This is a genomic window from Enterobacter sp. BIDMC 30 (assembly GCF_000534355.1).
GTDB lineage: Bacteria > Pseudomonadota > Gammaproteobacteria > Enterobacterales > Enterobacteriaceae > Enterobacter > Enterobacter ludwigii.
Window position 1 is genome coordinate 3272215 of record NZ_KI973169.1, and the last position, 14460, is coordinate 3286674.

At 53.8% G+C, this 14460-nt stretch carries 9 protein-coding genes; all 9 read right to left on the reverse strand.

Annotated elements, in window-relative coordinates; translation table 11 throughout:
- A partial coding sequence (locus L466_RS06870; RefSeq protein WP_032681303.1) for a contractile injection system protein, VgrG/Pvc8 family occupies positions 1-543 on the reverse strand: 543 nt, incomplete at its 3' end.
- Positions 544-1247: 704 nt separating this feature from the next.
- Positions 1248-2042 (reverse strand): hypothetical protein, encoded by a 795-nt coding sequence (locus tag L466_RS06865; RefSeq protein ID WP_050594880.1) that lies wholly within the window; start codon positions 2040-2042, stop codon positions 1248-1250.
- Between the two features lie 11 nt (positions 2043-2053).
- Positions 2054-4465 carry a type VI secretion system Vgr family protein gene (locus L466_RS06860; RefSeq protein WP_032681304.1) on the reverse strand — a complete coding sequence of 804 codons (2412 nt, stop codon included), beginning with the start codon at positions 4463-4465 and terminating at the stop codon, positions 2054-2056.
- 4 nt (positions 4466-4469) lie between these two features.
- Positions 4470-4994 carry a type VI secretion system lipoprotein TssJ gene (tssJ, locus tag L466_RS06855; RefSeq protein ID WP_032681305.1) on the reverse strand — a complete coding sequence of 175 codons (525 nt, stop codon included), beginning with the start codon at positions 4992-4994 and terminating at the stop codon, positions 4470-4472.
- A gap of 35 nt (positions 4995-5029) precedes the next feature.
- Entirely contained in the window at positions 5030-6112 is a 1083-nt protein-coding gene (tssG, locus tag L466_RS06850) for a type VI secretion system baseplate subunit TssG (RefSeq protein ID WP_032681306.1), read from the reverse strand.
- Positions 6076-7845 (reverse strand): type VI secretion system baseplate subunit TssF, encoded by a 1770-nt coding sequence (gene tssF, locus L466_RS06845; RefSeq protein ID WP_032681307.1) that lies wholly within the window; start codon positions 7843-7845, stop codon positions 6076-6078. The genes tssG and tssF overlap by 37 nt, the downstream gene beginning before the upstream one ends.
- Positions 7846-7878: 33 nt before the next feature.
- A complete protein-coding gene (gene tssA / locus L466_RS06840; protein ID WP_032681308.1) occupies positions 7879-9486 on the reverse strand; it encodes a type VI secretion system protein TssA in 1608 nt (535 codons plus the stop codon).
- A 400-nt stretch (positions 9487-9886) separates the two neighbouring features.
- A complete protein-coding gene (locus tag L466_RS06835; RefSeq protein ID WP_032681309.1) occupies positions 9887-13258 on the reverse strand; it encodes an ImcF-related family protein in 3372 nt (1123 codons plus the stop codon).
- On the reverse strand, positions 13251-14459 hold the full coding sequence (locus L466_RS06830) for a hypothetical protein (protein WP_032681310.1): 1209 nt from the start codon (positions 14457-14459) through the stop codon (positions 13251-13253). The genes L466_RS06835 and L466_RS06830 overlap by 8 nt, the downstream gene beginning before the upstream one ends.
- Between the last annotated feature and the right edge of the window lies 1 nt (position 14460).

A 14460-nucleotide genomic window follows, 5' to 3' on the forward strand; every position in this document is an offset into this window, starting at 1 on the left:
GTACGTATCCAGACCGCGCACGTCGTCCATCACCGTACGCCAGTAAATCCCCACTTCAGACAGAATGCGCCGGATAAATTCAAGGTCCGTTTCACGCCACTGGGTGATAATTTCACGCGGCGGGTAGGTGCGCTCCAGGCGGAATTCGAAATCGGGTCCCTCCAGCCCGTGTTTACGCAGCACCTGCTCAACCACCTCAGGAACGGACTGGTTCTGATATAACGCGCACTGTCGGGTGTATCCCAGGAGCGACAGGCGGGAACTGAGCGTAAGACGGTAGTGGGACTGATCCTTTGAGGTGGAAAGCCATTCAAGGCGGGTGATAATACCGTGGACATTTTTACCGCTCCGCATCCGGAAAGAGGCATATTTCATCAGGACCTGTTCAGGGGGGATATTCGCCTGTTGGGTCGTGAACTCAATATCCCATTTGAACGGTTCGCTCAGTACTTCCCTGCCCCGAAATCGCAGAACATCCGGTTTTACCAGGCTGTCGTTGATATCCAGAAAGTAACGGGTCTGTCCGTCAAAAAGCGCTAACATTTTGTTGACTTCTTGCCTTGCAGATATCGACTATTTGGAAAAGCGTTGGAGCCATTCCCCATATATTGAGACACTCATAAATGTTAACTGTACTCTGGGATCTTCCTCATTTGTAAGCTCAAGAAGAAGATTACCTGTAAAATTGCCGGTGAGAATTTATATATTGCTTATGCCTTTATTGTAAATTTCTATTCAACCAAGATATAGAAAAGGCCAGAAATATAACGCAGGCAATGAATAATGAAACATTCCTGAACATTTCCACTTCAAAGAAGAGGTATGCTGGATAAACAATTAACAGAATATATTTAAGTCGCCTTGCTGTTTTGGATGTGTGCGACTCAGAAGGTACTTTTCTCAATTGACCATTTAATGAGAAAACAAATAGATAAGACAAAGAAGAAGAGAGAATAAACAATAAGGCCCTATATGGAAAATCAGCTTCAAAGATTTCAATCCCCAATAGCAGAGTTGAACTTATTGCTACGATGATACCTATTGCTTGCCTGGGAACAAATGCTGATATAAATATGCAAAACACAAGAATTAAATATACATAAAAACCATATAGGTTTGTTGATATGTGGATTTTATGTGGAATAAAAAACTGGGCGTAAAGTAAAGAAATCGAAATGGTGATGATTCTATAGATCATACATGCTAACAAGCCGATCAGTAGTTTACTATTAAATGAATTAATGTTTTTATTTATTCCATGCCGCATAGTTATCATACTCTTCTGAGGTTATAGAGTTACCTAATGCATCAGTTGACGCTCCATTATCTTGCTCGACAACATTCACAGCAGGGTAAGTGCTACCACCAGATTTAATGCTATATGTAAATCTTTGGCTTGCATATAACGCCCCTCGGAGCACAAAGAAATTATCATACGTATTAGTTCTATCGGCAACATCAGTACGTTTACCAGTTCCCCATATCATACCGGTTTCAACTGTTGATGGTATATTTTTTTCCATTCTATATGTGTCTATGGCGAAAGGTATTTGCCCAACGGCATCAGTCCAGTATGGAATTTTATTTATCATTACGAGGAGATAGCTGGCACCACCCACACTATTATTTTTCCAGTCGCCCTCACCTTTTGGACGAAAAGCCAAAGGCGTTCTATCGATAACTGAAAATTCTGCAATATCATCCCAAGTGAATATTTTGTAAGCTTCTTTTGCGTAATCAGCTTCGTTAACATACAACAATTTCCGATAGTTATCTGCCAATGGTTCAAACCATTGATACTGGAATTTATCATACAACTCTTGAGCTGTCATGATTTTAAAAGAATCCTTTTCACCCCCTCTCAAAACGAACAAAACATCAGCGTTTTTTCTTGTGATTATCAAAATGTTTGGCACTTCAATTTTATGGACTTCTTCATCTTTTTCAGGCGTGGTATTACCTTTTACTCCTAATTCCGTTTTTTCATTTTTTGTAACGATAAAATAGGGTGTACCATCGACTTCAATATTTATTTTTTTCATTGAATTATTACTCAGCTTAAAAATACCCAATACTCAGATTCACTGTCTTTCTTGTCGATATATCCATCTGCGCCAGAGCCTGAAAGTATTTCCTCTCCCTCCATTGTTTCAACACGATAATTGACATTTGAAGAGAAATTTAACTTTCTGTCGTAATACTGAGTGATCATTACCATCTGCTTCAATGACTCAATTGGTAGATTGGTTGCACCAGCAAACATCGTCCGCTTCACCTTCCGCAAATAAGACGCCGTCGTACCATACTCGACCTTCCCGGCCTCAAGTCGCAGATAGCTTCCGCCGCCGATCAGCGTGATACGTTTTTTTCCGGCCAGGGAGATGTCATTCGCCGAGCTCAGCGTCAGCTTCTTCTCAGCGAAAAACCGCAGGCTGGCGTTTTGCGCCTGGACATCTATTGGTCCTTCTCCGGATTTGACGCTCAGTTGGCCGGTGCGGGCAAAGAGCCCCAGTTTTTCTCCGGCCAGTGCGGTCAGATTGCCCATTGTTCCGACGCTGATATCGCCCCCGGCGTTGACGACCACGTTTCGTGCTGCGGCCAGTTGCATATCTTCACCACTGGTCAGGGCCATGCCTTCCGGGGCTGAGAACTGCAACGCCTCGTTAAGCGGTTTCAGCCGCTGCTCAAACATTTGTACCTGGCTGTCGACGTCCGCTTTCAGGGCCTGCGCTTTTTCGGCGGCCATTTCCAGCTGTTGCAGTTGCTGATTAAGCCTGTCGATTTCCTTCAGCGCGGCATCCATGTCCAGGGCTTCGCCCTGCGCTTTCGCCTGTGCATCTGCACTGATGAACAGCCCCTTTCCGGCGCGGATAACCCCGTGTTCATCAGTGCGCAGTTCGCTACCGGTGCCGCGGGATTTGCCCTGATTGTCCACCAGGTGCCCGCTGTTGAGCTGCGTCCTGCCGTATTCCGTGGCGAGCTTGATATGCTCCTCGCCACGTTTGTCCTCCATCCGCAATTTTGAGTTAGCGGGTGTTCTGAGGATATTTCGGGTGTGATTATCCCGGTTCACGAGGTCCGGATGTTCGGAGTCGTGCAGTGCGTACGCGATGTACGGCAGGTCAATATCGCCATTGCTATACGCAATGGCCACTTCAGTGCCGTCAATGAGCGGCGTATGCCAGCCCAGCGTGTCACCGACAGTCGGCTTCGCCATACGCAGCCACAGATACCCAAAGCCCTGCTCTGTTCCTTCGAGGTCGAAGTCCGGCTTTACCCGGTAGCGACCCTGCTCATCCAGGTGCGCGTAGATATCATTTTTCTCCCGGCTCTCGACGCGGGCCGGAAGTGTGCCGTGGATTTCAGGGCGCGGGATTTCAGTTGGGCGGAAACAGTAGCGTTCGGTATAAGGCATCCCCCAGACCGACACATGCAGACGGGAATCACGGGCCCCCCGGTAGGTCACCAGGGTGAGGATAACGCCCTCTTTCAGGGCAGTTATGACATCGCCCTGCGGCTCAAGCACCTGTCCCGGCGCAAGGTGGGCAGCGTTGCTGAACAGGTGAATGCGGGTCGTTCTGTTCAGCTCCCGCTCATGATGGAGCCGGGCCCAGAACGCGCCGGATTCGGTCTCCGGCTCCGGGCTGGTGTCATCACCTGCTTCACGATAAGGCGCTGCGTAGCGGTAATGCTTTCCGGTGGTGACCGCATCGTTACGCACACTGACCGTCGCATCCATCGGCGTGAAGGCTGTCCGGTAGTTGTAATCCCGCGTGGCGACCGTGCCGGTGGCAAGGGTGTGCCAGGTTCGTACATCCCAGACCGACTCTGCCGCACCGTCAAACAGACCCGACGGCTCGCTGTAGGGCAGGCGCACATCAAACTGGTAGTTAAGCTGGCTGTCGGCCAGTAAGTACGTATCCAGACCGCGCACGTCGTCCATCACCGTACGCCAGTAAATCCCCACTTCAGACAGAATGCGCTGGATAAACTCAAGGTCCGTTTCCCGCCACTGGGTGATAATTTCACGCGGCGGGTACGTGCGCTCCAGGCGGAATTCAAAATCAGGTCCCTCCAGCCCGTGTTTGCGCAGCACCTGCTCCACCACCTCAGGAACGGACTGGTTCTGATATACCGCACACTGCCGGGTGTATCCCAGGAGCGCCAGGCGGGAACTGAGCGTAAGACGGTAATGGGACTGATCCTTTGAAGTGGAAAGCCATTCAAGGCGGGTGATAATGCCGTGGACATTTTTACCGCTCCGCATCCGGAAAGAGGCATATTTCATCAGGACCTGTTCAGGGGGGATATTCGCCTGTTGGGTCGTGAACTCAATATCCCATTTGAACGGTTCGCTCAGTGCTTCCCTGCCCCGAAATCGCAGAACATCCGGTTTTACCTGGCTGTCGTTGATATCCAGAAAATAGCGAGTCTGCCCGTCAAAAAGCGCAAGCCAGTTATCCATTATGTCACTCCTTTACCGGCTCGAGGCTGAGCCAGCCGTCACCCAACTCGATGGTCCGGGGTTTGTCCGGATCGAGGTCGTCACGGGTCAGTACCAGACGCCAGCGGTTGTTTTTCTGATCGGGACGATTGAACAATCCCACCACCGCCACGAACTGTGCTTCTTCATCCATGGGCATATTCAGAGAAACGCTGCCGTTGGGCATCACCAGCAGCTCTTTTGATGCCAGAACATCGTCCTTAAGTACCGTATCGGCATTGCGCAGCAGCGTCTGGTAATCAGCGGCATCAACCGCTTTCCGATCCCTGAGGAGATAAACCCGCACCATTGTTGCCAGCGGTGTCTGCGCGGCATCGGCGTTAATGGCCGTGCGTGGGGTAAAATCCAGATGCAGCGTTTTAATTTTCTTATAGAAGATGGATTTCGTGATGCTGACCGTACCGTCCGTGACGGTCTGCGTCAGACCGCAGCCTGCGAGCAGACCACAGGCAATAAGCGTCAGCGCCCACCAGCGGGTTACTGTTGCCATTCAAAAGTTCCTTTATTGAGAGAGGGAATACGTGATTAGTCGAAGCGGTAATGTCCGTCTTCTGCGGGTTGCAGTACCGAATAGTGAAGCCCTTCATAGCAACCCAGATTGACGGTCAGACTTTCCCGTGGCGTATTGAGTTTGCCTTCCTTCAGACCCAGTAAACCGGTTCTGCCCAGCTGTATACGCCTGCCCTTGCCCAGACGAGGCTCAGGGAGCAATCGCACAGGCACGGTGAGGCGCACTCGGGCGTCACTGCGATAGCCGAGGTAGACACGCAGCAGGACCATCAAATCGGTATGAAGGACACCACCGGGTAACCAGCCTTCCGCCTCGTCAGGATCCGCTGTCTCCAGTGACACCAGGACCCGGCTGCATGCTTCTTTTGCGGTTTTACCCAGCGTGGCTCGCTGCGAAAGACGGATCTGGTTCCCGATACCCAGCCCGCTACGGTTATCGATATGCACCTTAACCGGATCGGGTTCGGTGATAATTGTCCGGGTATTCGGTGCCAGCAGGCTCACCAGAGCCCGGATGCCTTCAGTATTGCGGGTGGGTAATCGCATGGTGCCCAGCAGGGCCAGGAAGCGTGAAACCGGCGTTGCCACCTGCTCAGCCGTGCCCGGTATACCAAGGCCGACCAGCCCCAGCAGACACTGTGATATGGCATCGCGGCCACCTGCCTCAAAGGTCGCCGGATAGGCGTATTTTCGCCAGATCCGGTAATATTGCGTGGTGATCCGGTGGCTGAAAATATCCAGAAATGAGGTGATCGCCTCGTGTCCTTCACGGCGCTGCGCAATGTCGTCCAGGTAGGACGTCGGCAGAGGCGAATCCACGCCATACATGCCGAGGAATGTGGTGCGGACGGTCGGCGGCAATTCCGGATGGTCTTCATCGGTTTCAACCGCTTTCAGGGTACTGACCGGAAAACCCATACCAGGCCAGGGCCTGAAACGCACCGGATCGTCGCCCGGATGGCTGGTGGTACCCAGTTTCGGGGCGTCCGGATTTTCCTGCTCCAGCAGTTGGCAGAAACGATAGAAATTGGCCCGCCAGATATCTTTGTTAAGGGCCAGCGTCAGCCCGGTACGTGCTGGCTGTGATTCTCGCGCCATCTCAGTCGTTTCCCTGTCGGTTGCAGCACCAGCGTGAGCTGATTAAAGAGGTGAATATCGGCATAGAGCGCGAAGAACCGGTGCAGCATCTCCCCGAAGAGATTCACATCACCCTCGCCTGCAAAATTATCCATATTCAGCGTGACCTCAATGTCCACGCCCCGGAGCATAAAACCCTTCTCAAAACGACGGATCAGGGTGTGCTTCACGGCGACGATTGCTTCAAGCCGACGGCGGTTCATTTCATCGTCAGTCCAGTCATAGAGCGCCAGCGTCCCCCGCAGGACTTCAGGGTTATCCATCATACTGAGGAAGTTTGATCCGAGGTGACTCATCACCCGCCAGTGGAAACGGTCGTTTGCCGGGGGATACAGTGGCATGGTGGGGGCCGAGAGGTTCAGTACCCTGACGGGCACTTTGCCTGCTTTCACGGCCCTGTCCAGTAGTGTGCTTTCCAGTGCCTTACGCGGAAGCTGCCCGTTGGTACCGGTTATTCGCATCGAAAGGGATTCTGGTTTATCGGACAACTGCTCCAGCTCGAACGCGCGGCCCCCGAGAATTAACCAGGTGTCATACAGACCAGAGGGGCCGCGTTTCACGCGGGTATGGAAGTAACGCTCAGGGGCATCGTGGCGCATCATACCGCCCCGGTGGCGGAAACTGGTGAACGGTACATAGGGGTGTTTGCCATTCTTCACCGCACCGTGGATGTTATCGACGCTGTAAATCTCGGTGTGACCATCCTGAAGACGCAGCGGCCTGAGCAGATATTCATTATCGAGCGGATCCAGGGTCAGCGGGTCGGCTTCCAGAGTGAAGAGATTAATGACCGGTGCACAGTGCAGACGGAAGTTTTCTGTCTCAAAAGGCAGATCGGATGGCCAGGCTTCACTGAGCACAATGTCGATTTCAAACCAGGTGCTTGTGGCAGAAAGCCCGATGCTGTCGAGTCCACGTAACTCAACAAACATAAACTTCGGACGGAAGCTGAAATATTCCAGCAGCAGCTGGTAACCGCTAAAGGCGGTATCGGCTTTCTTCCACAGTCCATCATTGTCATCGAAGCCCATGGGTTTGCACCAGCCATCGAACTGATGGCGTTCGATGTAGGTCCCGGCGTGACGGGCATACATGGCGTGAACACGACGGGTCATTGCCAGATGCAGCGCATAGCTAACTGGACTTTCTGCATTGAGGAAGATGGCGACTTTGTCGATCCCGGCTTTACTCCAGTCCACTTTTTCAGGGCATTCGAAGCGCAGACGGATAGCAGAGCGGCCATCGGTTTCAGTATGGAGGCGGGCATCTGCAAGGTGCAGCGGTTGTAGCGGCACATCGCGAGTCGTCCGGTACTGACAGGCGGTCTTGTGCGGCCCGACAGGACGAGACAGAACGGAGAAGCCTTCAGCCAGCATTTCGGCCTGACGCAGACTACGCCAGTCAGGCGAGAACTCGACGATGGCCAGCGACGGGATGGTCCGCATATAGTGTGGCCACAGCAGGCTCACCAGACCTTCGGTCAGCTCTGGCAGGTCGTCATCAAGCTTTTCACGCAGACGGCCCATCAGGAAAGCAAAGCCTTCGAACAGGCGTTCCACATAAGGATCGCGGGCGCCGGATTTATCCAGATTAAGCATCGCAGCACGATCCGGATGAGCCCGGGCAAACTCTTTACCGGCTTCTCGCAGGTAGCGCATCTCAGCTTCGTAATAGCGCAGGGTTAAATCATCCATGCACGGCATTCCTGAAAATTATTAAAGAGAACATTAGCCACAGAGCACCATGGCACGGGCCGGGTCAATGGCGATCAGACCCGCCAGTAGCGTATCCATCTCAGGCATCAGACGGGCTTTATCAGATTCGCTGCGACCGGCTTTCATGCGTAGCAGCTTCAGGCGTCGGGCCTGGACTTCAAACAACAGAGCGGGCTCCCAGTCTTCCAGCGTCAGCAGTGGCGCACGGGTAGTGAGTTCACCAAGCAGATGAAGCGCCATATCGTTTCGGCCATACTGCTCTGCCACCCGGGCCATGAGCAGGCGTATCAGCCAGCGATGGCGCGGGGTATCCATCCCCGGTCGGGACTGGAGCCAGGCAAGCGCTGCTTCAGGCCCTTCGGTGTCTCCCTTTTCCATGGCTTCGGACTCAAGAAGCAGCACATCGTCCGCCTGACCATTAACGACGGTAGCGGATTCATCGCCGTACATCAGGCCCTCTTCATTCACTTTTTCAGCAATCCAGGCAGTAGTGACTTCGTCGGCAAAGGGAGTGCCGTCATTCCATGCCAGCCCTTCAAGGCCCGGGAGGCGTTTAAGCAGCAACCGCAGATCGAACAGGACGGAGTCTGACCAGGTATCCCAGGGCTGACCCGCATGGCTGAGCCCCTGCCAGAGATACCACTGGAGATCGAGCCAGAAATGATTCACGCCTTCGCAATACATCTGGCTGGCCTGCTCAACCAGCTCGACCCAGTTTTTCTGAAGGTAAAGGCGCTTCAACTGAGCTCGATACTCGGGTTTAGGCGGTACCAGGCGGGTGCGCCCGCTACTGTCCAGCGGAGGGATCTGATCGACCGTATCCCACCGCACGGTCTTTATCAGTCGATGAGAAGCCAGCCAGCCCTGCGGCTGCTCGCTCAGCCAGCGGGAAAGTAACTTTGCCTGGTCGAGTAAATCGCGGCCAGATTTCACGGCTGACAGCTGCGGAGAATCAGAATGGGCAGGTTCACGCCCGTGCTCATTGGTACTGCTGTTCTGGGGGACCAGCGCTTCCATGCCACCCGAACGTGCCAGACGGTTTTCAAGAGCGGTACAAAGGCCTGCAAAAGACGGTTTCTCGGCTTCCGGCCAGTCAGCCACTGTGGATTCAAGCAGGCTGATGACGCCAGCCGTCAGACCGGCATCATTGCTGTCCACCTCGGGCCATAACAGCAGTGCATCAATCACTTTTGCACTGTTCAGCCACTCCAGCGCAGCTTTTCGGGCTACGGGACGCCGGGGATGGCATGCCTGCCCGTAGCGGGCCAGCATCGCGACAAGAAGCAGTAAGCCTTCGGACAACCCTTTTTCACCGTCGCGGCTGAGTCGGGCCTGCACGTACCAGGTCACGACACGAATGTCTTTGGCGCATTCGCAAAGACACTTCTGGGCCAGCTCACACAATAACGCTGAATCGGTACCTGAAAGCTTGTTGATCTCCTCACGCATCAGCTGAAAATTATCATCATATGCGGGATCGTCCCCGGTTTCTGCCCCGGAGGTGAACGGGTGCAGCCAGTTATCCCAGAGCGACAGGGCATCATTTGCCCGCGAGATGAGGCGCTGCCTTTCTTCCTGCCTGGTGGCGCAGGCGGTTAACAGTTCTTCCGGTGAGCTCATTCTTTTTCCCGTTTGTTTGTCTCTTTCATAAACCTCACGACCGCTTCCAGAGAATCGTCGTCCTTACCATTGACGATTTGCGGTAGCTTCCATTTCAGCAGCTTACTTTTCTCCTCCCCCTGAGTGGGTTTGGCCTTCCAGTAGCTTTACCTGTGGGCTTTTCTGACATGGGGACGAAGGCGCCGATGGGGCGCGGAGGTGCTGTCCCCTGGTGTACCTGGCGCTGGATTATGCTTCAGCCAGTCGCTGAGCCATGCGCGACACTGCCGAAAGGTCATAAACTGGCATGGGGATGAGGATTCAGTTTCGTGCCATCGGTTCACTTTGCTGCAAATACCCTGAGACCAGCCTTCAACCTGTTTTGCGAAAGCCAATGCCGGGTAAATTTTCCCGCCCATCATTACTGGCGCTCTTCTCCGCCAGCTGCGACGCTAAAGATAGTGTCGGGCAGCGTGAATCCCTGAAGTTTCAGCAATGCCAGGGGACCTGTACCGAGCTCGCTACGCATCACAAACTTCAGCGGGTTGCCATCGGCGGTGATCCACACCAGTTGTGTACGGCTGGCGTCAAGCGGAGTGATGAGAGCCTTGTCCAGCAGGCGAATGAAACCCCAGTTGCCCTGGTTACTGGCATACAGCTGCATGCCGCTGTTCACACTACGCCAGCTGAGCGACACGCCAGGATAGTAAGTGTTTCCAGGCCAGGTGAAGCTTTGCCAGCTTTCCATCTGATTGAAGTAATCCAGGTTCTGCTCATCGAGGGTAAACTGCACTCTGGCAACATCCCGTGAAGGACGCGTCATCAGTTCGAAGTGAACACCCGCATCGCCCTGCGAAAACACGATATCTGACAGTTCCGCCAGCTGATTAATCGCCCGGAGGAAATCCGGGCTGACAACCATCCCCTGACTTGCGGAAAGGTCAACGACCCAGCGATTTCCCTCCTGGTGGAGGATCCCGCCAAGATTCGTTTTCAGGAAGGTCGTGATTCGACCTGAGTCGCTACGCAGGAACTGAGCCAGCAACGGCAACGAGGCATCGCTGCCGGTGGCTTTAAACGGATAGCGTCCCGCAAAGGCCTTATTCCACTGTTCGACAATGGTCGACTGCCAGCGGGCATTGAGGCTTCCCGCAGCCGGGGCAAGTACCTGCCGCCAGGCCAGATCAAGCGGTTGCACAAATAACGACTGGCCAAATCCATTCCACTCCTGCCCCAGACTCGCCGCAACCAGACTGCCATAGTCGCGGGTCTCGGTCAGATCGATGGCTTTGCCCTGGAATACTGTCTGGGCCAGCATCTGCGACATGGCCTGCGGATCCGGGGCGCTGGTAACCTGCTGGAGTTTCAGGCGTACCTGCGTGACGCGGGCAAGCCAGGACTGGAAACTGAGGTTACCGTTGGCACCGGTGCCCTCTTTACCTTCCATCAGCCCCATCAGCGGTCCAAACACCTCATCGAGCGGCCCTTTTGGGCCCTGTGCCTGTTCAATAAACTGTCTGGCATTTTTTTTCTGACCGATTAGCTTTTTCGCCGAATCGACAATCGAATCGGCCAGTGCCTCGCCCTTTTGCCCTGTTTTGCCCTGCCAGGCCAGCGTGTTCATCAGTGCCACCAGCGGCGACTGACGGACATCGCCGATCAGGTTGAGCTGGGCAATCGCCTCAGAAAGTGACGTGGCTTCCTGCCACTGAATGCTGTTGACCATGTTCAGCCAGGCATTGCCAAAATCGGTAAAATAGCGTTCAGTCAGGCGGGCTTTCAGCGCCTCCGGGGAGATATCGCTCCCTGTCTGGTGCGTCTTATCCGTCAGTACCCAGTCAATTTCATCACGGCGTGTCTTGACGACCTCGTTAATCGCATCCTGAACCTGCTCTTCCCAGGCCTGACGCGTAAACATACCGGGGACGACTTCGTCAGTGCTGAATACCGTTGAGGCATCGGTGTCGCCTGTCATATCGGCAAGCGTTAAATCAGGCCAGTTGCTGGCCACGCGCTTTAGCATGTCCTGATACAGGCCAGATTCAGCGTTACGCTGACCTACCTGCTTAAGCAGGATCTGACGGATCGTGCTGATTAATTCCGCGTCAGGCTTAATTTTCCATTCCGGATGTGCCGGGAGGTTTTGCGCATAAAAGCCCAGCAGTTTAGGTGCAATGTCCTGCCATATGCCATCCGGCACATTCTGGCGTTTCGGTAAGGCTTTCAGCACGTTTTTTGCCAGCCAGCCTGCGTCCGCTTTGTCCGGACGGGCCAGCATCAGATAACTTTTGAGCGCGTCGTAGGTATGCTGTGTACCCTGCATTCGGGCATCACTGGCAGGAGGAAGTTGCACAAAGGCATTCAGCTGGTGCCTGAGACTATCTGCGGTGGCATCCCTCATCAGCTGTGCGTTGTTTTTCGCATACAGCGGCCAGAGTGCGGCCAGCGTGTCGCTGTCCTGATTAAGACCAAATCGGGTGTACCATGGAGCGCTGGTCGCCTCACGGTGTTGCAGACGGGCAATGGCTTGCTGGAGTACGAGCTGGTTGTGCAGGCGTTCTGCCAGGGGTTTTGTGGTATCCGCTGCCTGACTCGCTGTTTCCTGTGCCTGATAAATCTGGGTACGGTTAACGATCAGGGACAGCAGTGTACCGGCCCCCCACAGAACAATCAGGGAAAGCAGAATTAACCGCAGCATCTTCAGCCAGTCGAAGCCCAGCTTTCTGCCGCTGACGGCATCACAGTCATCAATGACGGCTTTCCAGGTCGGTGTGTCGAGGCGTGTATTTGGTACCGTTCCGGCAACGGCCAGTTCGGGGCTGAACATGACACCACGTAAACGCCAGGCCGCAGATCCCTGCATCAGCCCGCTGAGTAAAACAGCCAGACTGGCTTTCAGCTCCTGCCGCAGTCGGAGGGACAACTGAAGAAGACCAAAGTCAGCCGGATTATTCATTATCTGTGCCATACCTGCTTTTTGCAGGTGTAGCGCCAGTGTAGAAAACCCTTCACCCGCACCTTTCACGGTGCCTTCCGGCCCGAATATGACCCCTGTCGCAGTCGTTTCCGCGTCCTGATGAACACCGGTAGCCTTATCAGTCAGCCACAGCCAGACAGGCGCCTGCCAGCCAAGCTGATGGTCGGCTTTCTGGCGGCAACGCAAGAAGGCATCCCGCTCGCTGTCCGTCGGGAGCGCTGAGGTACTCATCACCTGAATGATGCCATCAATCGGTTGCCCGGATCGCAGGTGTACCAGTTTTGAAAGGAAGATCTCATCCGGGAGTGACTGCGCATCACCGCCATAAATCAGCACGTTGCCGTCGCCTTCCTGCCAGAGGTCATGAGACAGGCCTGGGGCCGCTTTCTGGACGTCGTCCGGATTACCCATCACCAGCAGGATTCGCACCTTACGCTGCCAGCGGCGTCCATAGCGAAAGCGCAGGTGTTCGGACACGGCGTCTTCGCTGAAGACAGGTTCTTCTTCATCATCTTCGCTCGCAATGGTGCCTGTTGCCGGGGCGACCATCTGCGCCTTTTTCTGACCCCAGTGGAAATACAGCCCCGATTTACCTGCGAAGTCGAAGGCCTTCTCAATCAGCCAGCCGAATAAAAGCATCGCGGCAACCAGGATGGCACTGAACGTGAGGATCCGTAGCCCGTCATACGGCCCAAACCCCGTGGCCAAGGCGACATTTTCCGGAAAGGCATAAAAGAGAAATGCCACGATAACCGTCAGAAAAAAGGCGACAGTCACAACGGAGCCGATGAGTGTTTTTACTTTTACCTTAGACATTTTTGGGCGTTCCCTTGCGAACTTCTTCTTTGGTGATGACCGCTACCCAGATGTCGTCTTTGTCAGCGGCGGGTTGTGCGGCGATAACCTGGGGGCCATTCTCGTTACAGACAGCCGAGGCAAGAATTATGGCAAGCCAGGGGGCGGCACGACCGGCATATCCCAGTGCCGGATCAATACTGCGATTGTCTTCTGACAAGCTGAACATTACTCCGTTATCTTCGCAGGCTTTATTCCACGCGCTCCCCCTGGATGTGATTGGTCCGGTATGCCAACCAGCATTTAGTGCTTCAGAACTTTTCCCAGCCCATAATATTGCCCGTTGCAGTGTTTTTCCCAGCGTGTGTTCAAGGCCCTTTTCAGGACGATGAAGGCATACCGCATCTGGATAACCAATAGCCTTACGGTTGCTGAGCACCACAAGAGTAATTGCATCAGCGTCATTTACATTAGGCTGCGCTGGCAATGAAAACGTCACTGCGACAAGAATGCCCGGATGCTCCCATCGGTTATCCAGCCAGGCATCAAACGCAACAAGACCTTTTCCCGCAAGAAGCCTGAAAACTCGCCCTGTTTTTGCAGCGAGTTCATTTTTGAGGTGTTTCTCCACCGGTTCCAGGATATCGTCGTCGCAGTCCAGCATCACACAACAGGGAATATCCTTAGGCAGGGTGTCGGTAATTTTTTGTACATGGGCAACGAGCGTTGACGCGGTGGAAATAATTTCGTTCTCTAAGTCGGTCTGAAAGGCCGTGAGGGCTGCATATCTGACGGCAGCGGTACCTCCACGTGGCGTGGATATCCCGGTTGTCGGTGTGGGATGCATAACCGCATTACTAAGCATCCCTGGTTTATTTCCGGAAATATGTTGAATGCAAGTACCGAGTATCCACGCGCAGCGTTGACCCCGGCGCGTTTCACGTTCAATCAGTTTCTCCCGTTCCACATTCCTGGACTCAGACCCAACCTGCCCTGCTTTATATGCGAACCGTCGAACGGAGAAAAAAAGTCCCCATGTGCAGAAGGGTAATCCCAGCGCGGTAAACCAGAAAATAAAACCTGTTCGCTCCGTCGTCCAGTTCCAGAGCGCTAACGCAATCCCCCCTGACATGACAAATGCCAGGAACAGTAGCCAACGGCGGGTATCGGGTCGCGGCACTTTCGCCGCTTTATCGGGGATAGCATCCAGCAACACGGGCATA